A 24,958-nucleotide genomic window follows, 5' to 3' on the forward strand; every position below is an offset into this window, starting at 1 on the left:
CGCTGAACGCCGCCTGCCGGGAGCAAGACTATGGACCGCCTCATCTATACCAGCCTGTCCGCGATGCGCGGCAGCATGGCGCGGCAGACGGCGATCGCCAACAATCTGGCGAACGCCCAGACGCCGGGCTTTCGCGCCGATATGGCGAACGCGCAGTCGCTGTGGCTCGAGGGCAGCGGTTTCGATGCGCGCGCCATGGCGTCCGAAGAGGTGCTCGGCGCCGATATGAAGTCGGGCACCGTCACCGCGACGGGGCGCGACCTCGACATCGCGATGCAGGGCGACGCGCTGCTCGTCGTGCAGGCGGTGAACGGCGAAGAAGCCTATACGCGGCGCGGCGACTTGCAGGTATCGCCCAGCGGGCTCTTGACCACCGGCGACGGCCATCCCGTGCAGGGCGGGCAGGGTCCGGTGACGATCCCGCCGGCCGACGCGATCAGCATCGACCAGCAGGGCCGGGTGTGGATCGTGCCGCAGGGCGGCGACCCCGAAAACCCGCAGGAGGTCGACCGGCTGCGGCTCGCGACCCCTGCGGGGTCGGAGGTTGCAAAGGGGCTCGACGGCCTGTTCCGCGTAAAGGGTGGTGGCATCCTGCCCGACGACCCCGAAGCGCGGCTGCTCACCCGCTCGATCGAAGGATCGAACGTCACCGCGACCTCGGCGCTCGTCGAGATGATCGAGGCGAGCCGCAGCTGGGACACCCAATTGAAGATGATCGGCGACGTGCGCGACATGGACAGCGCGACCGCCAATTTGATGCAGCTTCCCCGTTAAGGAGAGAATGAGATGAGCCTCGGCGCCTTGCACGTCGCACGTACCGGTCTGGATGCGCAAAGCTTCCGGATGCAGGTGATCGCGAACAACCTCGCCAACGTCAACACCACGGGCTTCAAGCGCGACCGCGCGAGCTTTGAGACACTGAGCTATCAATTGATGACGCAGGCCGGCGCGCCCTCGACGGCGGAAAACCGCTATGCGACGGGGCTCAACCTCGGCACCGGCGTCGCCTTGAACGGCACCGCGCGCATCGACACGCAGGGGAGCTTCCAGACGACGGGCAACGGGCTCGACGTTGCGATCGACGGCGCGGGATACTTCCAGGTCGAACTGCCCGACGGACGCATCGGTTACACCCGCGCGGGAAATTTCGGCCGCGCGCCCGACGGCACGATCGTGACCCCCGATGGCAAGCCGTTGACCCCCGCAATCCAGGTTCCCGAGGATGCGAGCAATGTGTCGATCGGGCTCGACGGCACGGTGTCGGCGACCGCCGCCGACGGTACCGCGCTCGAACTCGGGCGCATCGAGATCGCGCGTTTTTCCAACCCGGCGGGGCTGCAGGCGATCGGCGGCAACATGCTCGTCGAGACGCAAGCCTCGGGCGCGCCGCTGGTCGGCGGCGCGGGCGAGGAAGGGCGCGGCACGCTGCGCGGCGGGATGCTCGAAGGATCGAACGTCAATGTCGTCGAGGAACTCGTCGACATGATCGAGACGCAGCGCGCCTATGAGGTCAATTCGAAGATGATCTCGGCCACTGACGAGATGATGAAAAATGCGTCGCAAACTCTCTAGGCTGGCGCTTCTTGTTCTGATGCTGGCCCCGGTTTCGGCGCTGGCAAAGGACAAGCTGCCGCCCGACGCCTTTTCGGCGACGATGCCGCTGCCGCCTTCGCCGCCGCCGGCGAATGGCTCGATCTTTCAGGGCGCCTATGTGCCGCTCACTTCGGGCGGGCGCGCCGGGCAGGTCGGCGACATTCTGACCATCCAGCTTGTCGAGCGCACCGCGGCGACCAAAAGCAATGCCGCGGGGACGCAGCGCGACGGCAATATCGGGCTGACCCCGCCGACCACCGGCCCCCTCTCGCTGTTCAACCCCAGCGACATCGCGATGGGCGGCGGCCAGCAGTTCAAGGGCAAGGGCGACGCATCGCAGTCGAATGCGCTGTCGGGCGAAGTCAGCGTGACCGTCGCCGCCGTCTATCCCAACGGCACGATGCTGGTGAAGGGCGAAAAATTCCTGACGCTCAACCGCGGCGACGAACGCGTCCAGATTTCGGGCATCGTCCGCGCGATCGACATCAGCCCCGACAACCGCATCCTGTCGACGCGCGTGGCCAATGCGACGATCCGCTATGTCGGCAAGGGTGAGATCGCCCGCGCCAGCCGCCAGGGCTGGCTGCAACGCTTCTTCTCGATGATCAGCCCCTTTTGAATAGAGGAAATGTGAAGTGACCCAGCGTCCGACCCTGTTCATGCTTATCGCGCTCCTGTTCGCGGGGCTTGGCTTCGCGGCGCCCGTGCAGGCGGAGCGCATCAAGGATATGGGCCAGTTCCAGGGCCTGCGCGCCAACCAGCTCACCGGCTATGGCATTGTGGTGGGGCTCGCCGGAACGGGTGACGACAGCCTCGACTATTCGACGCTCGGCATGAAGGGGGCAGTGTCGCGTTTCGGCCTGACCTTGCCGCCGGGGGTGAACCCGGCGCTCAAAAATGCCGCGGCCGTGATGATCACCGCCGAACTGCCCCCCTTTGCCAAGCCCGGCCAGCGGCTCGACATCACCGTATCGGCGATCGGCAAGGCGAAGAGCCTGCGCGGCGGCACGCTGGTGCTGGCGCCGCTCTATGGCGCCGATGGCCAGATTTACGCGATGGCGCAGGGCAATCTGGTGATCGGCGGGCTTGGCGTCGATGCGGCCGATGGATCGAAGCTGACGGTCAATGTGCCGTCGAGCGGCCGGATCGCCGCCGGCGCGACGGTCGAGCGCGCGGTCGACACCGGCTTTGCGACGAGCGACTGGCTGACCTTCAACCTCCATCAGTTCGACGCGACCAATGCGAAACGCGTCACCGACGCGATCAACGCCGCGCTTCCGGCCACCGCCTCGATGATCGACGGCGCGAGCATCGCGATCCGCGCCAGCGGCAACGGCGACGAGCGGATGCGGCTCATGTCGCGGATCGAAAATCTGAACGTCACGCGCGCCGAACCGCCGGCAAAGGTCATCGTCAACGCGCGCACCGGCACCGTCGTCATCAACGGCGCGGTGCGCGTCGGCACCGCGGCGGTCAGCCATGGCAAGCTCACCGTGTCGATCAAGGAATCGCCGATGGTCGTGCAGCCCGCGCCGTTCAGCCGCGGCCAGACCACGATCGAACCGTCGAGCGAAATCACGGTGGAGGAGGATTACCGCCCCGCCTTTCTGATGGAGCCCAATGCCTCGCTCTCCCAACTGGTCGATTCGATCAACCGACTGGGCGTTCCCCCCGGCGACCTTGTCGCCATCCTCGAGGCGCTGAGCCAGGCCGGCGCGCTCACTGCGGAGCTGGTGATCATATGACGAGCCCTATCTCCCCGATCGGTGCCACGCCCACCCCCGCGGCTGCGGGGGGCGGCGACGGCGGGCTGCGCAAGGCAGCCGAAGCGTTCGAAGCCGTGATCCTGCGTCAGTTGATGGCGTCGATGCGGCAGGCAAAGCTCGGCGACGACATCTTCGGATCGAGCGCGACCGACAATTTTCGCGAAATGGCCGACGCGCGTACCGCCGACAGCCTGGCCGCGATGCGCCAGTTCGGCATCGCCGACATGGTCGAACGCCAGTTTCGCGGCCCGCCCGGCGGGCTCGCCGCTCGTTCCGGGGGAAGCGTGCAATGAGCGACCTGCTCGGCATCGGCTACAGCGGGCTCAAGGCCTATTCGCGTGCGCTCTCGACGATCGGCGACAATATCGCCAACGCGCAGACGCCCGGCTATGCCCGGCGCCGGCTGGAGCTGATGGAAGCCGTCGGCGGCGGCAATTCGATCTTCTATCGCGGCAACACCAGCCCCGGCGGGGTCGATATCCGCGGCATCGACCGTTCGGTCGATCAATGGCTGATCGCCGATGCGCGCCTGACATCGGGCGACGCCGAACGCGCCGCGACGCGGCTCGATTGGCTGGGCAGGGTTGAAGGCGCGCTCAGCGACGAAACCAATGGGATCAAGACGGGGCTGACCGCGCTCTTCACTACCGCCGACCAGCTCACTGCCGACCCCGCGAACCGTACGCTGCGTGCGCAGTTCCTGCAGTCGGTCGACGATATCGCCTCGGGCTTTCGCACCGCGGCGGGGCAGCTGGCCGGCATGAGCGACGGGATTTCGGGGGCAGCGGCGAATGCCGTCGGAAATTTCAACGCCAATCTCGACGCGCTCGAACAGATCAACATCGGACTGCGAAAGGCGCGGCCGGGCTCGACCAACGAAGCGAGCCTGCTCGACGAGCGCGACCGGCTGCTCGACAAATTGTCGTCGCAGGCGGGGGTCAGTGCGACCTTCGATACGAATGGCGCCGTGACGCTGCGCGCCGCGGGGTCGGGCGACCTGCTCGTCGGCGGCGGCGTGGTTACGCCGATCGCCGTTACCGCCGCCCCCGACGGCCGCCTGTCATACAGTGTCGGCGGCGCACCGCTTGCCATTTCGGCGGGGTCGCTTGCGGGACTGGCCGAAGGCGCGAACCATGTTGCCGATCAGCGCGCCGCGCTCGATACGATGGCGAATGATTTTGCGGCGCAGCTCAATGCTGCGCACCAGGCGGGCACCGACGCCAACGGCAATCCGGGCCAGCCGCTGTTTGTGGGGACCGGCGCAGCGACGCTGGCCGCCGCGCCGCTGACCCCCGATCAGGTGGCGGTCGCCAACGCATCGGGCACCAACGGCAACATGCTGGCGTACGGTACGATGCGCGGCGCCGACGATCCCGAAGCACGCTGGTCGAGCCATATGGCATCGCAGGCGCAGACCGTTGCCGCCGCGCGCGCGCAGGATGCCGCCGCGACGACCCGCGCCGATGCCGCGGCGGCGGCGCGCGATGGCGTTGCCCAGGTCGATCTCGACACCGAAGCCGCCGAACTGCTGCGCTTTCAGCAGGCCTATTCGGCGGCGGCGCGGACGATCCAGGTCGCGCGCGAAACGATGCAAACGCTCTTGAACTCGCTGTAAGGAGGCCGGGACGATGATCAACGCCGTGGGCAATCGCATGACGCGCGAAATCGCGCGCCAGCAAAGCCTTGCCGAACAGCTCGAGCGGACGCAGATTCAGATTTCGGGCGGCAAGAAATTGCTGCGCATGTCCGACGATCCCGTCGCGGCGCGGCGGATCGCGACGATCGGCACGACGCAGGCGAGCATGACCGCCTGGTCGGCGAACCTCAATGCGGCTTCCGCGCTCGTATCGCAGGCCGACGGCATCATGAAGTCGGTAAGCGACCTGATGACGCGCGCGCGCGAACTGACGCTGGCAGCGGTCGGCGATAACGCCAACCCTGCCGATCGCGCGGCGATCGCCGCCGAACTCGGCACGATCGCCGACGAGATCGATGCGCTTGCCGCGACGCGCGATTCGAATGGCGAACCCGTGTTCGCGTCGGGCGCGGCGCGCGTGATGCGCTTCGACGCCAGCCTCAGCTTCGCACCGGTGCAGTCGGCGGCCGACGTCTTCGTTTTCGGCGGAAACAGCCTGTCGACGGGGATCCGCGATGCCGCCGCGGCGGTCACGTCGAATGACAAGGCGGCGATGAACATGTCGCTTAGCACGCTGGAGGGCGCGATCGGCCATGTCGCCGACGAACATGCCAGGATCGGCCTCGCAGGCGGGCGGCTCGACCGCCTTGCCGACGGTCTTGCCGCGCGGGGCATCGCGCTGAAGGACGAGCGCTCGGCGGTCGAGGATACCGACCTTGCGGTGGCCATCGCCGAACTCAATGCCCAGGAACTGACGCTGAACGCCGCGCAGGCGGCTTTTGCCAAGATCAACCGGCAGACTTTGTTCGATCTTTTACGCTGACCGCGCTCAATGTCGCGGCGCCGCTGCCGTTAAACATCAAGACGTCCCTTGGATTTGCGGGCGACCGGCACTGACCGGTCCCCGATTGGAGTTGCTTGCACATGTTTCCCGTTGTCGGCATCGTCGTTCTGATCCTGCTGGTGTTCGGGGGCTTTGCGCTGACCGGCGGCAATCTCGGCCCCGTCATGCACGCGCTGCCGCACGAGATGCTGATCATCGGCGGCGCGGCGCTCGGTTCGCTGATCATCGGCAATTCGGGCGCCGACCTGAAAGCGCTCGCGGGCGGGCTCGGCAAGGTGTTCAAGGGACCGCAGTATAAAAAGCAGGATTATCTCGACTGCATCCTGCTCGTTTCGACGCTGATGAAGATGATGCGCACCGAAGGACCGGTGGCGGTCGAGCCGCATATCGAGGATCCGAAGAACTCGACGATCTTTCAGCAATATCCCAGGCTTTTGAAGGACGACACGCTCATCCATCTGATCTGTGACACGCTGCGCCTGGTCGTCGTTTCGTCGGGCACGCTCGACCCGCATGCGGTCGAGGAGGTCATGGACAATGCGCTCAAAAGCCACCACCACCACAGTATGAAGCCCGCCGAAGGCTTGCAGAGCCTGGCCGATGCACTGCCCGCGCTCGGCATCGTCGCGGCGGTGCTCGGCGTGGTGAAAACGATGGGGTCGATCGACAAGCCGCCCGAGATTCTCGGCGCGATGATCGGTTCGGCGCTCGTCGGTACCTTTTTGGGCGTGCTCCTCGCTTATGGTCTCGTCGGGCCCTTTGCGACGCGCGCCAAGACGGTGATCGAAAGCGATGGCGCCATCTATCACACGGTAAAGCAGCTGATCATCGCGTCGCTCCACGGCCACCCGCAGCCGCTGGTGATCGAGGCTGCCCGCTCGGGCGTCGACCATCATAACCAGCCGAGCTTTGCCGAGGTCTTTGACGGGATGCGGGGACGTTAGGGTCTGGCCCCGCCATTTTTGGGACCGAGGTTTGAAGCGATTTTGTTCAAGGCAAGGAAGCAAGGCGAAGTAATATGATGATATTTCGAGGCTTGCTGACGCAGCCATGGGCAAAATCGATCAAATCTCCCCTCCCGCTTAACTGGGGGGACGCCGAAATGGCTTCGATCTTGGGCATATGCGACCTTGCGGGTAGCGATGCTACCCGCTGCACTCGCCCATCCCCAATATCTTCGCCATTTCGACGCCTCGGTCCCAAAAATGGCGGGGCCAGACCCTAAATGGCCGCGCGCCCCAACACCCCCGTGCGTCCGATCATCGTCAAAAAGGTGGTCGAGGCCGGCCATGGCGGCCATCATGGCGGCGCGTGGAAAGTCGCCTATGCCGACTTCGTCACCGCGATGATGGCCTTTTTCCTGCTCATGTGGCTGCTCGGCGCGACGAACGAGAAGCAGCGCAAGGCGCTCGCCGATTATTTTGCCCCGACGATCGTTCAGAGCAAACAGGATACGGCTGGGTCGAATGGCCTGTTCGGCGGCGATTCGCTGGTGGCGGCCGACAAATATCCGCACGGCGCCGCACAAACGGGCACACGCTCGATGACGATTCCCCGCGACGCCGTGGGCGGTCCGCGCGAAGCGTCGGGGCGCGAACGCGAGGCCGAGTCCAAGCGGTTCAGCCTGCTTGCGAAAGCGATCCGCGATCGTATCCAGAGCCGGGCCGACCTCAAGCGGCTCGCACGCAACCTGAGCTTTACCGAGACGATGGAGGGCCTCAGGATCGACATCGTCGACGACGCCGACCTGTCGATGTTCGCGCTCGGCACCAGTCAGTTGACCCCCGATGGCGCGAAATTGTTCGCCGAAGTCGCGGTGTCGATTGCCGAGACGCCCAATCAACTGACGATCCGGGGGCACACCGATGCCGCGCCCTGGTCGGTCAATTCGGGGAAAAACAACTGGCGCCTGTCGGTCGACCGCGCCGAGGTGACGCGCCATTATCTCGAGTTCCGCGGGATCGCTTCGGATCGCTTCGCCCGAATCGAAGGGGTCGCCGACCGCGAACCTTATGTCGCGTCCAACCGATTCGACCCGCGCAATCGCCGCATTTCGATCACGCTCGGTTGGCGATCGGGGAGCAATTAGAACCAATTTGGCAGCATATTGGCGATGGTTAACGCAAAATCCCGATTAATGCTTCCGGTCTGGCAATAATTACCTGTTTTGAATGAGTTAGGTTCAAGCCGGTAAGATTTTGTTTACCAGTTTCTTCAATTTTTGGGCTCATCGAAGAGGCGCCGAGCGGGCGGCGCGATGGAGACCGAAATGACTGTGGGGCACAAGGAAAAGGCAACGCTCGAAGCGTTGATCATCGGGACGAGCGACGGCGCGGCGCGGCTGCGGGAAATGATCCGCCGCGTCGCACGGTCGAACGCCTCTGTGATGCTTTGCGGCCCCTCGGGCTCGGGCAAGGAACTGGTTGCGCGGGCGATCCACGACGAAGGGGTGCGCGCCGGCAAGGCCTTTTCGGCGATCAACTGCGGTGCGATCCCCGGCGAACTTATTGAATCCGAATTATTCGGGCATGAAAAGGGCAGCTTTACCGGCGCTCATGCGCGCCGCGTCGGCCATTTCGAAGCAAGCGAGGGGGGCACGATCTTTCTCGACGAAATCGGGGACATGCGTTTCGACATGCAGGTCAAGCTGCTTCGGGTGCTCGAAGACCGAACGATCGTCCGCGTGGGTTCGAGCGAGGTGCGGCCCATCGACGTGCGCGTCATTTCGGCGACCCATCAGGATCTCGGCGCCGCAATCGCCGAAGGCAAATTCCGCGAAGACCTGTTCTTCCGGCTCGGCGTGGTTGTGCTCCAGGTCCCCAGCCTGGCAAGCCGCGCCGAGGATATTCCCGCGCTGATCCGCCATTTTCAGTGCAAGATGCCCGCCGACGCCAAATGCCGCTTCGACGCGGAGGCGATCGCGATGCTGATGCAGCACAGCTGGCCGGGTAATGTGCGCGAGCTCAGGAATTTTGTCGAACGCGCCAGCGTGCTTCACGGCGGCGAGACGCTCGATGCGCACGATGTCGCGATGCTTTTGAACCCCACCGCAGGGCTCGCCCAGCGGCCGGCCGCTCCGGCCAAGGACGCCGCGGTGCAGGCCAGGGCGGAGGATCGTCCGTCGGTGGTGCCCGCGGCCGCGCCGCTCGCCAAGACGCCCGCGCCGGGCCGCCCGATCGACCTCAAGCGCGAGATCGAGACGATCGAACTCGAACAAATCCACGTCGCGCTCGACCTTGCCGACGGCATCATTTCGGAGGCGGCACGCCTCCTGACGCTGAAGCGTACGACGCTGATCGAAAAGATGCGCAAATATGGCGTTCACCAGCAGGCCGCCTGACCGGCTCTGCGAACAGGTTTCAGCACCCGCTGAAAAAAGGGAAGCTCTGGTCCGCTTCCTGACCACCCGGCCGCCCGTCCCCACCTAGGGCGGCCGGGTACCCAGCCGGTTGCCCAGTGGTGATCTGCGGTTCTCACCCTGTTTGAAGCGAACCGACAGCCACCCTTATCCCGTCATGCCGGGGAGGTCGGAATCTTTCCTTTTCATTCCAACGCATCTACGACATTCCGGCCTTCGCCGGGATGACGATTCAGGGAATGGCAGCGTCAGCGAAGCTGGCGCCAGGCGGCGCTGATCGTCGTGATGCCTTCGAGCAGTTCGGCCAGCCCCTCGGCGCTGTTCGCCGCGACGGCATCGTCCAGCTTGCGCCGCATACTGCGATAGACGCGCGATAGCGCCGCGGCGACGTCGCCGCCCTTTTCATGGTCCAGGTTGACGTCCAGCCCGATCAGGATCGCGCGCGCGCGGTGCGCGGGTTCGGTGGCCGAAATCCGCTGCCCCTGACGGATCATGGCGGCCAGAACGCCGACCGCGGTTTCCAGCTCGTCATAGAGCATCGTCACCAGCTCGACCGGATCGGCGGCGGCGGCGCGGCTTTCATTCTGCAATCGGCGGTAAAGCCCGGTCGCCCGGACGGTCGATGCGGTGGCGGTCACGGCAGTGGTCCTCGGTGCCTAGGGTCCTGACCCCAGGTCTTAATCATTGCCCTGGTTGGTCCAGAGTTTGATCTGTTGTTCGAGATAGGTTTGCGTCACCTTGAACGCGGCCAGCTTGGCCTCGAGCGCGCCATATTGTTTCTCCAGCCGCGTCCGGTACGCGTCCTCGCGCTCCTCCACCTTGGCGAGCTGCTCGGCGAGCGTCTTCTGCTTCGCCGCGAGCGAATCGGAAACGCGGTCGATCGCGCCATTGTCGCCGACCGCCTTGTCGCGGATCGCATCGAGCGCGGCGGCGATGCCGGGGTCGGTGGTTTCGTTGTGCGTCGCGTCCCGCCGGGGGTTGAACAGCGCCTCGACGGCGCCGGCGTCGGTTTCGAGCGCCTTGTCGAGCTTGGCATTATCGACCGAAAGCAGGCCTTCCTTGGTTATCGATACGCCGATGTCGGACAGCCGGTTGATGCTGCCATGGCTCGAAATGACCTGATGGATCAGCCCGCCGAGCTCGCGCTCCAGCTCGCGAAGCGAGCTCGTCGCGCCCGGCAGGCTCGACGCGGCGGTGAGGCTTTTCTTGAGCTGGTTAAAGACCGCGACGAAATCGCCTACCGTCTGCTTGATCATGGCAAGCGGGCGGCTCGCGCCGATGTCGACGGGCTGGCCGGGTGCGGCCTTTTTCAGCGTCAGCGACATGCCGGGGACGACATCGTCGACGATGTTCGTCGTGCGGCTGAACGCGATTCCGTCGATCGTGAACTCGGCATTGGCGGCGCTCTGGCCAAGGGTCATGCCGCCATCGGTGGCAAAGGCGGCGAGGCCGGGCTCGGCGCCCGCGTCGGCGGTCAACGTGAACGCGCCCGTTTCGCCCGTCGGACCCTTCAGAATCAATCGGTGCCCGCCTTCGTCGGCGATGATCGACGCCGTGACCCCTGCGCCGCTGGCGTTGATCGCGTCCGCCAGCCCGTCGAGGCTGTTGTTCGCGGCGTCGATCGTGATCGATTTTGCCACGCCGCCGACGGTCAACGTCATGGTGCCCGTGCCGATGGCGGCGGCGCGATCGGCCACGACGCCCGAATAATTGGTCTGCGCGCGCGCCAGCTGATTGACGATGACGGTCGCGGCGAAACTGTCGGCGGAAAGGCCCGCGCGGCTCGTCGCGCCGATGATGCTGTCGTCGGACACCGTCGGCGTGCTGCGGAGCGTCCCGTCGCCGACCATCTGGCTTAAGGAATCGGCAAAGCCATCGAGGTCTGCGCGCGCCTGTGCGACCGCGCTGATCCGCGCCTGATTGGCCTGCGTCAACTCGGTCAGGCGGGCGATCTTGGGCTGGCGCGACGTACTGGCAAGATCGTCGACAAGCTTCGGAATGTCGATACCCGACCCGAAACCCAGGCTGTTGGCAATGGAATTGACCATGGCGAAATATCCTTCGCCCTTGTTAACGGCGGTACGCGGCCTGGCTTAAGCCTGGCGTCGCCCTTCGGGGTCGAAGCGGTGCGAGGGCGGCACATCGACCGTGGGCTGCGCAAGGCTGCCCGCGGCCGCCCGGTCAAGCTGGAAGACGAAAGCGAGCACGGTCGCGACCGCGACGAACAATTCGTCGGGGATCACGCGGCCCGCGCGCGCGGTGAAATAGATGGCACGCGTAAGCTGCGGATATTCGAGCAGCGGGACCTCGGCGGCGCGCGCCAGCTCGCGGATCGACAGCGCGACGTCGCCGCGCCCGCGCGCGACGACGACGGGCGCCGCATCGGTGCCGGGGCGATAGCGCAGCGCGACCGAAAAATGCGTCGGGTTGGTGAGCACGACGGTCGCCTCCGACACGGCCTTGCGCGCCGACCCGCTCAAAATTTCGTGCGCGCGCTGGCGCTGCGCCTGCTTGAGCTCGGGTGCGCCGTCGGACTGGCGCATCTCGTCCTTCACCTCCTGCTTGCTCATCATCAGCCTTTTGTTGCGCTGGAACCATTGCACCGGCACGTCGATCAGCGCGATGACGACCAGCCCGCCGGCGAGCGCGAGCATCGCGTGGCCGATCGCCTGGCCCGCCAGGCCCACCGCCGCGATCAGATCGGCCCCGGCCATCGACATGATCGCCGGCAGGCTGCGCGCGACGAGCCAGTAGCCGATGCCGCCGAGCAGGATCACTTTCGCCAGCGCCTTGCCCAGCTCGGTTGCGCCCTGCATCCCGAACATGCGCTTGAGCCCGCTCATCGGGTTCATGCGGTTGCCCTTGAAATGCAGCGCCTTGCCGCGCCAGCCCATCGAACCCAGCATCGCCGGGCCCGCGACCGCCGCGCCGAGGGCGAGCGCGAACAGGCTGGCGAGGGGCAGCAGGATTTCGGCGCTATTCCGCATCAGCGCCTCGGCTGGCGCGAAATCGGCGACGTCGGCGGCGGTGAGCGTCAGTCCGCGGCGGACAAGGTCACCGGCCGATTGCACGAACCATCCGCCCGCGGCGACGATCCAGCCCGCCGCGGCGAGCATCATCAGCGCGGTCGCGAGCTCGCGCGACATCAGCACATCGCCTTCGCGTTTCGAATCGGCAAGTTTCTTCGCCGTCGGCTGTTCGGTTTTCTGGTCCTTGTCGGTCGCCTCCGCCATGGGTCAAATGCCCGCCACCATGCGCGCGGCGTCGAGCGCGTCGGAGAGGATACGAACCACCGCCTCGGCCATCGCCGGGGTCGCGACGCCGAGCAGCACGATCCCCGCGAGCAAGGTTGCGGGGATGCCGACCGCGAACAGGTTGAGCGCGGGCGCCGAACGGCCGATCACGCCCATGATGATCTGGACGAGGATCAGCACGAACCCCACGGGCATCGCGATCGTCAGCGCCGCGGCGAACATCAGGCTGCCAAAGCGGATCACGCCGCCGAGCGCGTCCCACGACGGAAAGGCATTGCCGGGGGGCAGGGCGGTGTAGCTGCCGACGATAATGTCGATGAGCAGCAGGTGGCCGTCGGCGGCGAGGAACAGTGCGGTCGCCAGCATGGCAAGGAACTGGCCGATCGCCGAACTCGACGCGCCGCTCAACGGATCGACCATCGACGCGAAACCGAGCCCCATTGCGTTGCTGATCACCTCGCCCGCGAGCAGCGCCGCGGCGAGTCCCATCTGGAGCACGAAGCCGATCGCGAGGCCGATGACGACCTCGCCGATGATGAAGAACAGTCCCGGCACCGACACGATCCCGTCGGCGGGCAGCGCCAGGCCCGACGCCGCCACCGCGGGTACGCCCACCGCGAGCGCGATCACGAGCCGCAATTGCACCGGCACGTTCGCGGCGCCGAACACCGGCGCGGCGATGAACGCGGCGCCGGGGCGGATCATCCCCAGCATCCACAGCTGGAGCATCGCCTCGATATTCGGGATGTCGGCAGGGTTCATCGGTGCGTCGGACCGGGATTCCTCATATTCGTCATCCAGGCCTTCGCCGGGATGACGACGAGGGGGTGATTTGCCATTTTCACCGCACCAGCGCCGGAATCTGCGCAAACAGGTCGCGCGTGAAATCGGTGAGCAGTACAAGGATGCTGCCGCCGAGAATCGCGAGGCAGATGGCGGCGACGATCAGCTTGGGCACGAAGGTCAGCGTCTGTTCGTTGATCGACGTCGCCGCCTGGACCATGCCGAGCAACACGCCGACAATGAGCACGGGGAGCAGCAGCGGCGCCGCGGCGAGCGCGAGAATCCACAGCGATTGCTGTGCGACTCCGATGAAATAGTCGGCCTCCATGTCGCTATCCCACGAAAGAGGAGGCGAGCGAGCCCATCGTCAGCGCCCAGCCGTCGACGAGGACGAAGAGGAGCAGCTTGAAGGGCATCGAGATGATCGTCGGCGACAACATCATCATGCCCAGCGACATCAGCGCCGATGCGACGATCAGGTCGATGACGAGGAAGGGCAGGAAGATGAGGAAGCCGATCTGGAACGCGGTTTTGAGTTCGCTGGTGACAAAGGCGGGGAGCAGGATCGAGAAGGGCACGTCGTTCGGGCTCGCATAGCTCGGCGCCTTGGCGATCCGGGCGAACATCATCAGGTCGGTCTTGCGCGTCTGCTTCATCATAAAGCCGTGGAGCGCATCGCCCGAGCGCGTCACCGCTTCGCCGATGTCGATCTGTTCCTGGCCATAGGGTTCGACCGCGACGCGGTTCACCTCGCTGATCACCGGCTGCATCACGAACAGCGAGAGGAAGAGACTCAAACCCACGAGCACCTGGTTGGGCGGCGTCTGTTGCAGCCCGAGCGCGTGGCGCAGGATCGACAGCACGATAATGATGCGCGTGAAGCTGGTCATCATCAGGAGCAGCGACGGCAGCACCGTGAGCAGGCTCATCAAAACGAGGATCTGGAGCGACAGGCTGAGCGGCCGGCCGTCGCCGCCGATTTCGTTCACGGCGCGGCTGAGCCCGTCGGCCGCCTGCGCGAATGCCGGGGTTGCGGCGCAAAGCAGCCCGGCCCCGGCGGCCAGCGCCGCGGCGCGCAGCCAGAAACGGCGGTCAGTCGACATGGAAATCCCCCTGCGCGTCGTCGGCGATGCGCGTGATGCCGCTCCGCGACACCGCGACGAGGATGCGCTGCCCGGCGAACTCGACGACCGCGAGCTTCGATCCGGGACCGAGCGGCAGCACGTCGACCATTTCGACCGCGCGCGGCCGCGCCGCGCCGCCGACGAGCGGCATGCCCGTCTGCACACGCTTCCACAGCCACAGGCTACCCCACGCCATCGCGCCGACGATCGGCAGCAGGATGAGGAGGCGGAGGATATATTCGAGCATCAGCCCCTCCGGTCGAGGCCTTCGAGGCCGCGCGCGGGCGCGACAACCTCGGCGACCTGGATGCCATAGCGGCCGTCGACGCTGACGATCTCGCCCTTCGCGATCAGGGTGCCGTTGGCGTAAATGTCGAGCAGGTCGGTCGCCGCGCGATCGAGCTCGATCACGCTGCCCTCGCTGAGCGCGAGCAATTCGGACAGCGTCATCGACGTCGAACCGACCTCCACCGAGACGCGGAGCGAGACGCCGGCGAGCAGGTCGAAATTGGGGGCGGCGGCGATGCTTTTGTCGCGCCGGTCGGCGCGCGCCGCCTGCGGCGCGTCGGCAATGTCAGTCATGGTCGGGTCCTTTTTCGATATGGTCAATCAGGATGGCGGCATTGCCATTGGCTTCGCCGATACTGCCCAAGGCAAAACGGCGCCCGGCGACGGTCACGGGCACATGGCGCGGCATCGACAGCGGGATGACGTCGCCCACCTCGAGCGCAAGCAGCTTGACGAGGCTGATTTCCGGCCGCGCGAGAACCGAGCGGACGGGCAGGCGCACGCCGCGCAGCGCCTTGTCGAGCGCGCCCCTCCATGCCGGGTCGACGCCGCTGGTGGACTGCATGTCGGGCAGCAGTTCATCGCTCGCGATGCTGCGCAAGGCCGCGACGGGATAGGCGCAGACGATGGTGCGCCCGTCGAGTGGCGCGCCGCGCAGCGTGAAACGCTGAACGAATAACTCATCATCGGCGCGTACCGCGGCGAGCTTGGCGGGATCGCCGGTCACGCAGTCGAGTTCGGGTTCCAGTTCCAGCTTGTCACGCCACGCCGCGGCGATCTGCATCCCGATGTCGCGGCCAAGGCGCGCGGCGAAACGCTCCTCGGCGTCGGTCAGCTCCTCGCGCTCGGCGGCGAGCTGGCCGCGGCCACCGTAAAAAATGTCGACGAGCTGGAGGATGAGCGGGCGCGAGCCGGCGATGAGCAGCGGCCCCTTGAGCGGCGGAGCGTGATAGCGCCAGAAGATTGCCGGCGCCGCGGCGGCGCTCCATTCGGCGAAGCTCAGCTGTTCGGCGCCCGCGCGTTCAACCTGGATCGTCGGCGCGCCAAGTGCGCGGACGAGGTCGCGCAGGCTGCGCGCAAACTGGTTCGCGACGCCTTCGAGCGCCGGGAAGGCATAGCTCGCGGCCGCGCGGCGCAACAGGAGCGATTCCCTGCTGTCGGCGGGTTCGGCCGCGCGGGCGGCCGGGGCCTTGACGGCCTTTACGCTTTTGACGCTGGTGGTCACTGAATCACCAGGCTCGTGAAATAAACATTGTCGATGCCCCCAAAACCTTCCTTTTCGCGCAGCACATCGTTGATCGCGGCCGTCAACTGACGCTGAAGCCGCTGTTTCCCCTGCGATGTGGAGAGCAAAGCCGGATCCTGTTCGGCGAGCACCATAAGCACGACCGAGCGGATCGGCACCGCCTGCCGTTTGATATTATTGATAACCTTGCCGTCATAGAAGGTCGAAAGGCTGATACCGATCTGAAGGAAGCCCGACCCGTCGGCAAGGTTCGTCGTGAAGCTGTCGGCGATCGGGTAATAGGTGATTTCATATTTGCGCGGATCGACCTTGAACCGGTCGTTCGGCACCGACACGCTTCCGACCTTCAGCGGCGCTTCCTTGTCGTCCTCCTCGGCCGCGGGTTCGGCCTCGCCCTGGCTGCGCAGAACCAGCTTCGGATAATGATCCTCGGGCTTCGCCGCTTCGGCCGACAGCGCGCCGAAATAGACGCCGGCGCCGGCGCCCGCGCCGATCAGCGCGACGGCAGCGACGCCGACGAGCAGCAGTTTCTTGAACTTGCCCTTCTTCTTGGGTTCGGTTTCGGTCTTGTCCTTGGTCATCGCGGACCCCTTTCTGGTCAGGCGAAGCGGCCGCGGCGGTTCGCGGCGCGGCCTTCGCGGCGGTCTTCGCCGCGTTCGTTGGCGGTTTCGATCAGGTGGGCAGGATCGGGCGGCGCGGCGCGGCCCTGGCCCTGGCCCTGGCCGGTCGACTGGCGCCCGGGGTCGCCGGGCGTATGCGTCACTTCGGCGCCCGCGACGCGCACGCCCTGGTGGCGCAGCTCGTCGACAAGGCGGCCCTGCGCGGCGGTAACGATCGTCGCCGTTGCTTCATGCTGCGTATCCATCTTCAATGTCACGCCCTCGTCGCCCTGCCGCATCGCGACGTCGAGCCGGCCGAGGTGGCGCGGCATCAAGCGGAAACTGATGTCGCCACTGTCCGATTTGGTCGCGGCAATGTCGCGTGCCAGCTGGTCGATCCATGCCCCGTCGCTGTCCATGTCGAGCACGCGCTCGGCGATAGCGGCGGGTGCACCGGCAGCGACCGGCGCGGCGATGGCCGGTGCCGCGCTTTGGGTGAACAAAATGGTGATGGCGGGCGCGGCGCCCGCGTCGCCGGTCTTGGCGACCGGTGCGTCGGGGAGCGGAGCGAGGGGCGGCAGCGCGGCAACGCGCGCGCGCGGCGTTGCCGATGCGGCGGGCAGGGCTTCGGGCGGAGTTTCGGGAGTCGTCACGGCGGCTTTGAGCTGAGCCAGCGCGCGCGCGGCCGGCTGAGCCTCTGTCGCGGCGGGCTTGGCGGGCTTGGTGGCCTTGGCGGGCGCGGGATCGAGCGGCAGGGTTTCAGGAAGCGCCGCGGTGACCACCAGCGCGGCGGTGCCGGGGGTGGCAGGCACCGAGAGGGCAGGCACGCAGGGGGCAGGGGCGGCGGGCGCGGTGTCGGAAGGCTCCGCGTCGGGCTGCGCTGCGGCGTCGGTGTCCACCGGCTTGGCGGTCTTGGCGGGTGGCCCCGGAACCGCACCGCTCAGCGCCACCAGCAGGTTCGCCGCAAGAACCGCAGCCTCGCCCGCGCCGGTTTCGGGCCGGGCGGGCGATGCCTTCGCAGGCACCGCCACCTTGGCGGATGCCGCAGCGACCGGCGGCTCGCCTGAGTCGCCGTGGGCTTCACCCTGGCCCTCGGCCTTGGCTTCGTCCTTGACTGCGCCATCGCCTTCGGCGCCCAGCGCCGCGCGAATTTCGGTCGCCACAACTGCAGCAACCGCCCCCGCGACCGGCACCGGCACCGGGATGGCGTCGGTCGTCGCTGCGGCCGGAGCGCGCGTCGGGGGCGCGGCGGCGAGCAGCCGGTCGAACTCGGCGGCATCGCCCTCCGGCGAAACCTGTCCGATGCCCGCGACAAAGGCGGCGAACCCCGCGGGCATCGCGCCTTGTGCGGCGGTGAGCGCGGAGCGGGCCATCATGACGCGCCGCCTTCGATCAGGCGCAGCCGCATCCCGACGCGCGGACGGTGCGGGCGATTGGCGTCGTTGCGGCGCGCCTGTTCGGCTTCGGCCGAGCGGCGGTCCTTTTCATAGAGGCGCACCGCCGATTCCTCCTTGGCCATCGCGCGCTGCGCGAGCGTGCCCATCTGGTCGCGGCGCGCGCTCGCATTGCATAGCGGCGCGGTCAGATTTTCCTGCGCGATATCGAGCCGCATCGCGAGTTCGCCGACGGTGTTGAGCGCGCGGCCCGCGACCGCGCCCTTCGCCATCGCAAGGTCGCTGCGCAGCGTCTCGAGGCGCTTTGCCAGTTCGACCAGGCTGGCAAGCTCGCCATTGGCGCGCGCCAGATTGGCTTCGGCGAGCTGATGTTCGACGGAGCGCACGCGAATGATGCGTTTGCGGCGTGCGGTGCGGGCGGTCATGCAGAATATCCTTCGATCAGGGTTTGGCGGGAGATGTCGAAATCGACCTGCGCCTTGGCAGGCTGCGCAACGAAGGCGAGCTGGTCGGCGCGGCGCGCAATCGCTTCGTCGAGTATGGGGTCGGCGCCCGCGACATAGGCACCCATCAGCATCAGGTCGCGATTCTCTTCGTAAAGCGACCAGAGCTGGCGAAAACGCGCGGCGGCGGCGGCATGATCGGGATCGACCGAATCGGCCATGGTGCGCGACAGCGAGCGCGCGACGTCGATCGCCGGATAGACCCCCTGTTCGGCCAGTGCGCGCGACAGGATGATATGGCCGTCGACGATCGCGCGCGCCGAATCGACGACCGGATCGTCGATGTCGCCGCCGTCGGCGAGCACGGTGTAGAGCGCGGTGATCGATCCCCCCGTTTGCTTGTCGATACCGGCGCGTTCGCACAGCGACGGAATGAGCGCGAAGACCGACGGCGGATACCCCTTCATCGTCGGCGGTTCGCCCAAGGTCAGGCCGATCTCGCGCTGCGCATGGGCAACGCGCGTCAGGCTGTCGATCAGCAACAGCACCTTCTTGCCCTCGGCGCGGAAAGCTTCGGCGATCGCGGTCGCGCGCATTGCGGCGCGCAGGCGGAGGAGGGGCGGATGGTCGGCGGGAACCGCGACGACCACCGATTTCTTGCGCACTTCGGGGGGCAGTTTCGTCTCGACGAAATCGCTGACCTCGCGGCTGCGCTCGCCGATCAGCCCGACGACGATGACATCGCATTCGGTGCCCGCGATCATCTGGCCCATCAGCACCGACTTGCCGACGCCCGATCCCGCGATGATCGCGACGCGCTGGCCCTCGCCTACGGTAAGCAGGCCGTTGATCGCGCGCACGCCCATGTTGAGCGCACGGGTGACGCGGCCGCGGCGCAGCGGGTTGACCTTGCGTCCCGCGAGCGGCCACAGGAACTGCGACTTGACCGGCGGGCGCCCGTCGAGCGGATTGCCCTGTGCGTCCATGATGCGGCCGAGCAGTGTTTTGCCGACGGGCACCATCGACGAGGCGCCGTGCGGTTCGACCGGCGCGCCGGTAACGAGCGGCTTGTTCGTGTCGAAGGGGAGGACCAGGCTGCGGTGGCCGCGAAAGCCGACGACTTCGCCATAGACATAATCATTGTCGGCCGACCGGATGCGGACATTGCTGCCGAGCGGCTGCGGAAAGCCCGAAACTTCGAGCATGATCCCTTCGTGCGCGACGAGCGTTCCGATACGCCGCGGGCTGGCATCGGCCAGGTCGATGCCGCCGAGCAGTTGCTGCGCCGACAGGGCAAGGCGGCGGGTCATGCGGCTGCCCCTTCGCCCAGCGCCGCGCGCAGTTCGTCGAGATAGACGGCGCGGCCATGTTCGATCCAGCCGGTTGAGGTTTCAAGGCGTACGGTGCCGCGCACCATGGCGGGATCGCTTTCGATCGCCAGCGCCAGCGGGCAGTCGACGAGCAGCACGGCATCGTCGGGGTGGACCCACAGGGTGCGCGCCTTGTCGGCATCGGCGACCATCGCGGCGGCGGTTTCGGCCTGCGCCCGCAGCCAGTCGGCGTCGATCGGCGCGGCCTCGACGATCTGGCGGACGAGGCGTTCGACGGTGGTGGCGATCAATTGCGCCAGCTCCTCGCTCGGTTCGTCCTGCAGCGCCTCGGCGCCGGCGAGCAGCGCGAGCAGCTGGTGCCGCTCGGCAGTGAAGGCGGCTTCGGCGAGGCGCTGGCCTTCGGCGAGGCCGCGGGCAAAGGGATCGTCCTCGTTCACTTCGGTGAGCGGCTCCTGCACCGGCGGCGGTGCATCGGCCGCAGGGGCGAGCGACAGCGGACGAAAGCCGCTGCGCTGCGCCATCGCCTGCGCCAGATTGACGGGAGCGAAGCCTGCCGGGGCCAGGTCAGACATAATCGTCGCCCCCGCCCGCGATCATAATCTCGCCGTTCGCGGCCATCTGGCGCACGATCTGCATCACGCTCTTCTGCGCATCGTCGACGTCGGCGCGCTTCACCATCGTCATTTCAGCCATTTCGTCGCGGATCGTTTCGGCGGCGCGCTGCGACATGGTGGCAAGGCACATGTCGACCATGTCCTCATCGGCGCCCTTGAGCGCGATCGCGAGCTGTGCGGCGTCGACCGAGCGCAGAACGCTGCTGAGGCTCTTCTTGTCGAGATCGCGCAGATTTTCGAAGATGAACATCTCTTCCTCGATTGTCTGCGCGAGAATGCGGTCGTGCTTCTTGAGCGCGCGGATCGTGCGTTCGCTGAGCTGCTTCGGCATTTTTTTCATGATCTTGGCAACGTCGCTCGGCCCGCCGATCGCCTGCTTGGCGACACGCTGGCCATCGACATTGGCGCTCGCGAGCACCGCTTCCAGATCCTCGATGGCTGCGGCAGGAACGGCGGTCAGCATCGCGGCGCGCAGCACCAGATCGGCCTGCAACACTTCGTCGAGCGTTTCGATCGCGCGCGCGGCGACGTCGGGGACGAGCACCGAGAGGATCAGCGCGCCGACCTGCGGATGCTCGCTCGCGAGCAGCGCGCTGATTGCGTCGACGTCCATCCAACGCAGCATTTCGAGCGAAGCGGCGCTGCGCTGCGGCGCGACGGCGGCTAGGATATTGTCGGCGCGGACATTGCCGACCGCTTGCGTCACGACCGTGCGGATGCGCGTGTCGGCGCCGATCGCGAGCGCGCTGACGTCGCGGCTCCGCGTCACGAACTGGTCGAGCGCCTGTCCGATCTGCTGCTCGCTGGCGTTCGCGGTGTCGAACATCGCTTTCGCGAGTTGGCGCACTTCCTCGGGGCCGAGGTGCTTCAGGATCGTCGCCGCCTCGCTTTCGTCGAGCAGCATCAACAGAATGGCGGCGGCCGCCGATCCGTCGATTGCCGACTGGGCAGGGGCGCTGTCGAGTTCGGCGGCGTCAGGCACGGGCGCCCTCCTGCATCAGGTGGCGCACGACGAGCGCGGCGCGCGCCGAATCCTGGCGGACAAAGGCGCGGACGAGGTTGGCGCGCGCTTCATAGCTCGGCGCCGCCTCGATCATCTCGAGCGTGATTTCACGGCTGTTCGCGCCGCTGGCGAGCGCCGGTCGGTCGGTCGCGGCAAGCAGACTGTCCTCGATCGCCTGAGTCTGTTCGGCGCGGCGCGCGGCGCGGTCCTTGGCGGCGCGGATCATCGGGCGTCCGATGAAGAGAAAGGCGAGCAGCGCGGCGAGGATCGCACCGACCTGCTTGACGAGCGGCAGGAACCATCCCTGATCGTAAAAGGCGGGCGCCGTTTCCTCGACCGCGACAAAGGGACGCTGGTTGATCGCGACAAGATCGCCGCGCGCCGCGTCGAAGCCGATCGCGCCCTTGACCAGCGCGTCGATCTTGGCGAGATCGGCCTGTGTCAGCGCCTTCTTACCCTGATTGAGCGCGACGGCGACCGACACGCGGCGCAGCTTGCCCTGCGGCTGGTGCGTCACCGAAATCTCGCGCCCGACTTCATAGGCGCGCGCGGCATTTTCGTTGCTTTCGGTGCCCGATACCGGTGCCTCGGCGGGGGTGGGCTGCGGGCCGTTCGCGGTGATGGTTGTCGCCTGCGGCGGCTGGTTCGCGAGCGCGCCGGGGATGCCGACCGCGGGGGCATTGGCGCCGCCGCTGACCGACCGGGTGATGCGCTCGCTGGTCAGCGCGCGGTCGTTTTCGGGGAAGCTTTCGCGCGTCGCCTGGCTTTCGGACATGTCGACGTCGGCATGGACCTCGACCGTATAATTGCCCGCGCCGAGCATCGGACCCAGCAGCGTGTCGAGCGCGCGGCGGAAGCGGTCCTCGACCTGCAATTGCAGCTGGAACGCCTTCATGTCGCTGCCGGTCGCGGTGTCGGACAAGAGCGCACCGCGCTGGTCGATCACCGACACCTGTTCGGCGTTCATGCCGGGCACCGACGATGCGACGAGGAAACGGATCGCCTGCACCTGGCCGTCGGAAAGCGAGCGGCCGTTCTGCAGCGTCAGCATCACCGATGCCGTGGCGGGTTTGTCGTCGCGGACGAACAGGCTGGGTTCGGCGGCGGCGACGTGGACGCGCGCGCTTTTGACGGCGTCGATCGTTTCAATGGTGCGCGACAGATCGGCTTCGCGCGCCGAACGCAGCGCCTCGCCCTCGATCGCGCGGCTCGACCCCATGGGCAGCGACGCGATCAGGCTGTCGCCGCTCGGCGCCGCCTTGGGAAGGCCCTGTCCGGCGAGCGCGATGCGCGCCTGGTGCAACTTGTCGGCGTCGACGGTGAGCGCACCGGTTGAGGTGTCGATGCTGTGGCCGATGCCCTGCGCCTGGAGCGCCTCGGCCACCGCGGCCTTGTCGGCATCGTCGAGTCCCGCGAAAAGCTGCGCCTGCGGGGCGGCCTGCATGGTGAAATAGGCGAGCGCGGCGATCCCGATCGCCGAGGTCATGGCGATCGCGGGCAGCGCGCGCTGGACTGCGGGCTGACGGACGAATTGCGAAAGCGGGGCAAGGCGGCCGCCGAGGACGGGGGCGGGCAGGCGGTTCGCGCCGCTGGAATCGATGGGGGTCAGGGTCTGTGCGTCGGCCATGGGTTACACCGGCATGTTCATGATGTCGCGATAGGCGGAGAGCAGCTTGTTGCGGACCTGCAAGGTCGTCTCGAAGCCGAGCGAGGCCTTTTGCCGCTCGATCATCACGCTGACGATGTCGTGCGTGTCACCGCGTTCATAAGCTTCGCTGAGCTCGCTTGCCTTCGCTTGCTGGGCGTTGACCTGTTGCAGCGCGCTGTTGATCGCGGCGCCGAAGTCGGGAGTGCCCCCGGCGCCTTCGACTCCGGCCTCGCCGGTGCCCACCCCGCCGCGCCCGGCGGCGCGTTGCAGCGCCTGATTCTGATTGAGGATCGAACTGCGCATCTGCAGCAGCCGGCTCGGGTCAATCGTGCTCATTGCTTCTTCATCCGTCCTGATGCGCGGCGATGCGCCGCACGCACAAAGAAGAATGCAAAGCCCGTGCCAGAAAAAATAATAACTATATTTCAGTGATTTATTATGATCCCGGAGCCGCTCCAGGCCGCTTCCGACATTTTTTTGACGGGGCGGGCTTAAGCCGCCTTTTCGCCTGCCGTTACAGTTTTCCGTGACCGCTCCTCGAGCCCTCACATCACGGGAATGGCCGTCGAGGCCGGAAAGGAACTAAGATGACCGTCATCAACACCAATGTGAGCGCGCTTCGCGCCCAGAATAACTCGCGTGTCGCAGGCCAAATGCAGTCGCAGGCGATGGAACGCCTGTCGAGCGGCAAGCGGATCAACGCCGCGAAGGACGACGCCGCCGGCCTCGCCATTGCGACCCGCATGGATGCCACCGCCCGCGGCCTGACCCAGGCGATCCGCAACGCCAACGATGGCATTTCGCTCGCCCAGACCGCCGATAGCGCGGCCGGCAGCATTTCGGACATCCTCGTCCGTATGCGCGAACTGGCCGTTCAGTCGGCCAACGGCACCAACGGCACCACCGACCGCGCTGCGCTCCAGACCGAAGTTGCCGCGCTGATCTCGCAGATCGGCGACGTCGCCACGCGCACCGAATTTAACGGCAACAAGCTGCTCAACGGCAGTGCCGCAACCGGTTTCGATATCCAGACCGGCACCGCTTCGGGCGACGTCGTGAACATCACGATTGCCGATATGCAGGCCGCGGCGCTGGGCGTCGGCGCGCTCGATATTTCGACCGCGGCGGGTGCGTCGGGTGCGCTGGCAACGCTCGACACCGCGATCCAGACGGTCGCGACGCAGCGCGCCAACCTGGGTGCCCAGCAGAACCGCCTCACGTCGGCCGTCGATAATTTGACATCGACCGTCACGAATCTGGCGGAATCTAAGTCGCGCATCGAAGACGCCGATTTCTCGGTCGAATCGACGAACCTCGCCGCCGCCGGCATCCTGGCGCAGGCATCGACCGCGATGCTCGCGCAGGCGAACCAGAGCTCGCAGGGTGTGATGAACCTGCTCCGCTAAGCCGGACGAACAAAATTCAGGCTATATTTGGTTGGTCCCTTAAATAGCCTGATCGGATGCCCCGGCCCCCACAGCCGGGGCATCTTCTTTTGTGTCGATCGCGCAGCGCCGTTGCGGCGTCCGGGTCTTTCGCCTCTACCTCGATGGCGGCATGGCCCGCCCGATACGCCAATATTTTCCAGGCGTAGACCATGAAAAAGGGCGGCCCCGCCAGGGACCGCCCTTGTTTCGTTCGCCTTGGCGTAGAGGCGTCAGGCTGCCTTGGGCAGCGCCGCCTTCGCCTGCGCGATGATTGCGGTGAACACGCCGCCTTCGTTCATCGCGAGGTCGGCCATGACCTTGCGGTCGAGCTCGATCCCGGCCAGCTTCACGCCGTGCATGAACTGCGAATAGGTGAGGCCTTCGGCCCGGACCGCGGCGTTGATGCGCTGGATCCACAGGGCGCGGAAGCTCCGCTTCTTAACCTTGCGGTCGCGGTAAGCGTATTGGCCGGCCTTTTCGACGGCCTGCTTGGCGATGCGGATCGTGTTCTTGCGACGGCCGTAATAACCCTTCGCCTGATCCAATATCCGCTTGTGCTTGGCGCGCGTGGTCGTGCCGCGTTTGATGCGTGACATGTCTTAGCGCT

At 66.6% G+C, this 24,958-nt stretch carries 29 protein-coding genes; 11 read left to right on the forward strand and 18 right to left on the reverse strand.

The features are described 5' to 3' along the window. Nucleotides 1–30 precede the first annotated feature (30 nt). The 10 genes from flgF (at nucleotide 31) to RIA72_RS08515 (ending at nucleotide 9,179) form a co-directional block, all read left to right on the forward strand. The gene (flgF, locus tag RIA72_RS08470) at nucleotides 31–774 is read left to right on the forward strand and encodes a flagellar basal-body rod protein FlgF (protein ID WP_350031742.1); all 744 of its coding nucleotides are present in this window, start codon (nucleotides 31–33) and stop codon (nucleotides 772–774) included. A 12-nt stretch (nucleotides 775–786) separates the two neighbouring features. Further along, on the forward strand, nucleotides 787–1,572 hold the full coding sequence (flgG, locus tag RIA72_RS08475; protein ID WP_350031743.1) for a flagellar basal-body rod protein FlgG: 786 nt from the start codon (nucleotides 787–789) through the stop codon (nucleotides 1,570–1,572). Continuing rightward, nucleotides 1,553–2,212, forward strand: a complete 660-nt coding sequence (locus RIA72_RS08480) for a flagellar basal body L-ring protein FlgH (RefSeq protein WP_350031744.1) — start codon at nucleotides 1,553–1,555, stop codon at nucleotides 2,210–2,212. Before flgG ends, RIA72_RS08480 begins: the two co-directional genes overlap by 20 nt. Before the next feature lie 40 nt (nucleotides 2,213–2,252). Next, nucleotides 2,253–3,338, forward strand: a complete 1,086-nt coding sequence (locus tag RIA72_RS08485; RefSeq protein WP_350031827.1) for a flagellar basal body P-ring protein FlgI — start codon at nucleotides 2,253–2,255, stop codon at nucleotides 3,336–3,338. After that, on the forward strand, nucleotides 3,335–3,652 hold the full coding sequence (locus RIA72_RS08490) for a rod-binding protein (RefSeq protein WP_350031745.1): 318 nt from the start codon (nucleotides 3,335–3,337) through the stop codon (nucleotides 3,650–3,652). The genes RIA72_RS08485 and RIA72_RS08490 overlap by 4 nt, the downstream gene beginning before the upstream one ends. Further along, a complete protein-coding gene (gene flgK, locus RIA72_RS08495; protein ID WP_350031746.1) occupies nucleotides 3,649–4,974 on the forward strand; it encodes a flagellar hook-associated protein FlgK in 1,326 nt (441 codons plus the stop codon). The genes RIA72_RS08490 and flgK overlap by 4 nt, the downstream gene beginning before the upstream one ends. A 13-nt stretch (nucleotides 4,975–4,987) precedes the next feature. After that, complete coding sequence (locus RIA72_RS08500; RefSeq protein ID WP_350031747.1) at nucleotides 4,988–5,818, forward strand: flagellin N-terminal helical domain-containing protein; 831 nt, start codon at nucleotides 4,988–4,990, stop codon at nucleotides 5,816–5,818. Nucleotides 5,819–5,919: 101 nt separating this feature from the next. Continuing rightward, nucleotides 5,920–6,783 (forward strand): flagellar motor stator protein MotA, encoded by an 864-nt coding sequence (gene motA / locus RIA72_RS08505; protein ID WP_350031748.1) that lies wholly within the window; start codon nucleotides 5,920–5,922, stop codon nucleotides 6,781–6,783. Between the two features lie 281 nt (nucleotides 6,784–7,064). Next, on the forward strand, nucleotides 7,065–7,928 hold the full coding sequence (locus tag RIA72_RS08510) for a flagellar motor protein MotB (RefSeq protein WP_350031749.1): 864 nt from the start codon (nucleotides 7,065–7,067) through the stop codon (nucleotides 7,926–7,928). Nucleotides 7,929–8,108: 180 nt separating this feature from the next. After that, nucleotides 8,109–9,179 carry a sigma-54 interaction domain-containing protein gene (locus RIA72_RS08515; RefSeq protein WP_350031750.1) on the forward strand — a complete coding sequence of 357 codons (1,071 nt, stop codon included), beginning with the start codon at nucleotides 8,109–8,111 and terminating at the stop codon, nucleotides 9,177–9,179. A 266-nt stretch (nucleotides 9,180–9,445) separates the two neighbouring features. Here the strand turns inward: RIA72_RS08515 and RIA72_RS08520 are convergent, their stop codons facing one another. The 17 genes from RIA72_RS08520 to fliE all read right to left on the reverse strand — a co-directional run bounded on the left by RIA72_RS08520 (nucleotide 9,446) and on the right by fliE (nucleotide 23,260). Beyond that, on the reverse strand, nucleotides 9,446–9,835 hold the full coding sequence (locus RIA72_RS08520) for a flagellar export chaperone FliS (RefSeq protein WP_350031751.1): 390 nt from the start codon (nucleotides 9,833–9,835) through the stop codon (nucleotides 9,446–9,448). 39 nt (nucleotides 9,836–9,874) lie between these two features. After that, nucleotides 9,875–11,245 carry a flagellar filament capping protein FliD gene (fliD, locus tag RIA72_RS08525; protein ID WP_350031752.1) on the reverse strand — a complete coding sequence of 457 codons (1,371 nt, stop codon included), beginning with the start codon at nucleotides 11,243–11,245 and terminating at the stop codon, nucleotides 9,875–9,877. A 45-nt stretch (nucleotides 11,246–11,290) separates the two neighbouring features. Then, a complete protein-coding gene (gene flhB / locus RIA72_RS08530; protein WP_350031753.1) occupies nucleotides 11,291–12,430 on the reverse strand; it encodes a flagellar type III secretion system protein FlhB in 1,140 nt (379 codons plus the stop codon). 3 nt (nucleotides 12,431–12,433) lie between these two features. Continuing rightward, nucleotides 12,434–13,213 (reverse strand): flagellar biosynthetic protein FliR, encoded by a 780-nt coding sequence (fliR, locus tag RIA72_RS08535; RefSeq protein ID WP_350031754.1) that lies wholly within the window; start codon nucleotides 13,211–13,213, stop codon nucleotides 12,434–12,436. A gap of 79 nt (nucleotides 13,214–13,292) precedes the next feature. Then, nucleotides 13,293–13,562 (reverse strand): flagellar biosynthetic protein FliQ, encoded by a 270-nt coding sequence (locus RIA72_RS08540; RefSeq protein ID WP_350031755.1) that lies wholly within the window; start codon nucleotides 13,560–13,562, stop codon nucleotides 13,293–13,295. Nucleotides 13,563–13,566: 4 nt separating this feature from the next. Next, entirely contained in the window at nucleotides 13,567–14,337 is a 771-nt protein-coding gene (fliP, locus tag RIA72_RS08545) for a flagellar type III secretion system pore protein FliP (RefSeq protein ID WP_350031756.1), read from the reverse strand. After that, nucleotides 14,327–14,605 carry a flagellar biosynthetic protein FliO gene (locus RIA72_RS08550; protein ID WP_350031757.1) on the reverse strand — a complete coding sequence of 93 codons (279 nt, stop codon included), beginning with the start codon at nucleotides 14,603–14,605 and terminating at the stop codon, nucleotides 14,327–14,329. Before RIA72_RS08550 ends, fliP begins: the two co-directional genes overlap by 11 nt. Beyond that, complete coding sequence (gene fliN, locus RIA72_RS08555) at nucleotides 14,605–14,940, reverse strand: flagellar motor switch protein FliN (RefSeq protein ID WP_350031758.1); 336 nt, start codon at nucleotides 14,938–14,940, stop codon at nucleotides 14,605–14,607. Before fliN ends, RIA72_RS08550 begins: the two co-directional genes overlap by 1 nt. Continuing rightward, complete coding sequence (locus RIA72_RS08560) at nucleotides 14,933–15,871, reverse strand: flagellar motor switch protein FliM (RefSeq protein WP_350031759.1); 939 nt, start codon at nucleotides 15,869–15,871, stop codon at nucleotides 14,933–14,935. The genes fliN and RIA72_RS08560 overlap by 8 nt, the downstream gene beginning before the upstream one ends. Further along, nucleotides 15,868–16,473 carry a flagellar basal body-associated FliL family protein gene (locus RIA72_RS08565; protein ID WP_350031760.1) on the reverse strand — a complete coding sequence of 202 codons (606 nt, stop codon included), beginning with the start codon at nucleotides 16,471–16,473 and terminating at the stop codon, nucleotides 15,868–15,870. Before RIA72_RS08565 ends, RIA72_RS08560 begins: the two co-directional genes overlap by 4 nt. A 17-nt stretch (nucleotides 16,474–16,490) precedes the next feature. Continuing rightward, the gene (locus tag RIA72_RS08570) at nucleotides 16,491–17,867 is read right to left on the reverse strand and encodes a flagellar hook-length control protein FliK (protein WP_350031761.1); all 1,377 of its coding nucleotides are present in this window, start codon (nucleotides 17,865–17,867) and stop codon (nucleotides 16,491–16,493) included. Next, nucleotides 17,864–18,310, reverse strand: a complete 447-nt coding sequence (locus RIA72_RS08575; RefSeq protein WP_350031762.1) for a hypothetical protein — start codon at nucleotides 18,308–18,310, stop codon at nucleotides 17,864–17,866. Before RIA72_RS08575 ends, RIA72_RS08570 begins: the two co-directional genes overlap by 4 nt. Further along, on the reverse strand, nucleotides 18,307–19,638 hold the full coding sequence (locus tag RIA72_RS08580) for a FliI/YscN family ATPase (protein WP_350031763.1): 1,332 nt from the start codon (nucleotides 19,636–19,638) through the stop codon (nucleotides 18,307–18,309). Before RIA72_RS08580 ends, RIA72_RS08575 begins: the two co-directional genes overlap by 4 nt. Beyond that, nucleotides 19,635–20,231, reverse strand: coding sequence for a FliH/SctL family protein (locus RIA72_RS08585; protein ID WP_350031764.1), 597 nt, complete (start codon nucleotides 20,229–20,231; stop codon nucleotides 19,635–19,637). Before RIA72_RS08585 ends, RIA72_RS08580 begins: the two co-directional genes overlap by 4 nt. Next, nucleotides 20,224–21,255, reverse strand: a complete 1,032-nt coding sequence (gene fliG, locus RIA72_RS08590) for a flagellar motor switch protein FliG (RefSeq protein WP_350031765.1) — start codon at nucleotides 21,253–21,255, stop codon at nucleotides 20,224–20,226. Before fliG ends, RIA72_RS08585 begins: the two co-directional genes overlap by 8 nt. Further along, on the reverse strand, nucleotides 21,248–22,903 hold the full coding sequence (gene fliF, locus RIA72_RS08595) for a flagellar basal-body MS-ring/collar protein FliF (RefSeq protein WP_350031766.1): 1,656 nt from the start codon (nucleotides 22,901–22,903) through the stop codon (nucleotides 21,248–21,250). Before fliF ends, fliG begins: the two co-directional genes overlap by 8 nt. Nucleotides 22,904–22,906: 3 nt before the next feature. Further along, nucleotides 22,907–23,260, reverse strand: coding sequence for a flagellar hook-basal body complex protein FliE (gene fliE / locus RIA72_RS08600; protein ID WP_350031767.1), 354 nt, complete (start codon nucleotides 23,258–23,260; stop codon nucleotides 22,907–22,909). 251 nt (nucleotides 23,261–23,511) lie between these two features. On the opposite strand from fliE, the gene RIA72_RS08605 reads away from it, so the two are divergent. Continuing rightward, complete coding sequence (locus tag RIA72_RS08605) at nucleotides 23,512–24,330, forward strand: flagellin N-terminal helical domain-containing protein (protein WP_350031768.1); 819 nt, start codon at nucleotides 23,512–23,514, stop codon at nucleotides 24,328–24,330. Nucleotides 24,331–24,581: 251 nt separating this feature from the next. Here RIA72_RS08605 and rplT read toward each other — a convergent pair whose 3' ends face one another. Next, nucleotides 24,582–24,947 carry a 50S ribosomal protein L20 gene (gene rplT / locus RIA72_RS08610; RefSeq protein ID WP_350031769.1) on the reverse strand — a complete coding sequence of 122 codons (366 nt, stop codon included), beginning with the start codon at nucleotides 24,945–24,947 and terminating at the stop codon, nucleotides 24,582–24,584. Nucleotides 24,948–24,958: the final 11 nt, after the last annotated feature.

Source organism: Sphingopyxis sp., assembly GCF_040216815.1.
Classification (GTDB): Bacteria; Pseudomonadota; Alphaproteobacteria; order Sphingomonadales; family Sphingomonadaceae; genus Sphingopyxis.

Coding starts and splice junctions, on each gene's coding strand:
- flgF (WP_350031742.1), top strand. CDS start 31: ATGGACCGCCTCATCTATACCAGCCTGTCCGCGATGCGCGGCAGCATG.
- flgG (WP_350031743.1), top strand. CDS start 787: ATGAGCCTCGGCGCCTTGCACGTCGCACGTACCGGTCTGGATGCGCAA.
- RIA72_RS08480 (WP_350031744.1), top strand. CDS start 1,553: ATGCGTCGCAAACTCTCTAGGCTGGCGCTTCTTGTTCTGATGCTGGCC.
- RIA72_RS08485 (WP_350031827.1), top strand. CDS start 2,253: ATGCTTATCGCGCTCCTGTTCGCGGGGCTTGGCTTCGCGGCGCCCGTG.
- RIA72_RS08490 (WP_350031745.1), top strand. CDS start 3,335: ATGACGAGCCCTATCTCCCCGATCGGTGCCACGCCCACCCCCGCGGCT.
- flgK (WP_350031746.1), top strand. CDS start 3,649: ATGAGCGACCTGCTCGGCATCGGCTACAGCGGGCTCAAGGCCTATTCG.
- RIA72_RS08500 (WP_350031747.1), top strand. CDS start 4,988: ATGATCAACGCCGTGGGCAATCGCATGACGCGCGAAATCGCGCGCCAG.
- motA (WP_350031748.1), top strand. CDS start 5,920: ATGTTTCCCGTTGTCGGCATCGTCGTTCTGATCCTGCTGGTGTTCGGG.
- RIA72_RS08510 (WP_350031749.1), top strand. CDS start 7,065: ATGGCCGCGCGCCCCAACACCCCCGTGCGTCCGATCATCGTCAAAAAG.
- RIA72_RS08515 (WP_350031750.1), top strand. CDS start 8,109: ATGACTGTGGGGCACAAGGAAAAGGCAACGCTCGAAGCGTTGATCATC.
- fliD (WP_350031752.1), bottom strand. CDS start 11,245: ATGGTCAATTCCATTGCCAACAGCCTGGGTTTCGGGTCGGGTATCGAC.
- flhB (WP_350031753.1), bottom strand. CDS start 12,430: ATGGCGGAGGCGACCGACAAGGACCAGAAAACCGAACAGCCGACGGCG.
- fliR (WP_350031754.1), bottom strand. CDS start 13,213: ATGAACCCTGCCGACATCCCGAATATCGAGGCGATGCTCCAGCTGTGG.
- RIA72_RS08540 (WP_350031755.1), bottom strand. CDS start 13,562: ATGGAGGCCGACTATTTCATCGGAGTCGCACAGCAATCGCTGTGGATT.
- fliP (WP_350031756.1), bottom strand. CDS start 14,337: ATGTCGACTGACCGCCGTTTCTGGCTGCGCGCCGCGGCGCTGGCCGCC.
- RIA72_RS08550 (WP_350031757.1), bottom strand. CDS start 14,605: ATGCTCGAATATATCCTCCGCCTCCTCATCCTGCTGCCGATCGTCGGC.
- fliN (WP_350031758.1), bottom strand. CDS start 14,940: ATGACTGACATTGCCGACGCGCCGCAGGCGGCGCGCGCCGACCGGCGC.
- RIA72_RS08565 (WP_350031760.1), bottom strand. CDS start 16,473: ATGACCAAGGACAAGACCGAAACCGAACCCAAGAAGAAGGGCAAGTTC.
- RIA72_RS08570 (WP_350031761.1), bottom strand. CDS start 17,867: ATGATGGCCCGCTCCGCGCTCACCGCCGCACAAGGCGCGATGCCCGCG.
- RIA72_RS08575 (WP_350031762.1), bottom strand. CDS start 18,310: ATGACCGCCCGCACCGCACGCCGCAAACGCATCATTCGCGTGCGCTCC.
- RIA72_RS08580 (WP_350031763.1), bottom strand. CDS start 19,638: ATGACCCGCCGCCTTGCCCTGTCGGCGCAGCAACTGCTCGGCGGCATC.
- RIA72_RS08585 (WP_350031764.1), bottom strand. CDS start 20,231: ATGTCTGACCTGGCCCCGGCAGGCTTCGCTCCCGTCAATCTGGCGCAG.
- fliF (WP_350031766.1), bottom strand. CDS start 22,903: ATGGCCGACGCACAGACCCTGACCCCCATCGATTCCAGCGGCGCGAAC.
- fliE (WP_350031767.1), bottom strand. CDS start 23,260: ATGAGCACGATTGACCCGAGCCGGCTGCTGCAGATGCGCAGTTCGATC.
- RIA72_RS08605 (WP_350031768.1), top strand. CDS start 23,512: ATGACCGTCATCAACACCAATGTGAGCGCGCTTCGCGCCCAGAATAAC.
- rplT (WP_350031769.1), bottom strand. CDS start 24,947: ATGTCACGCATCAAACGCGGCACGACCACGCGCGCCAAGCACAAGCGG.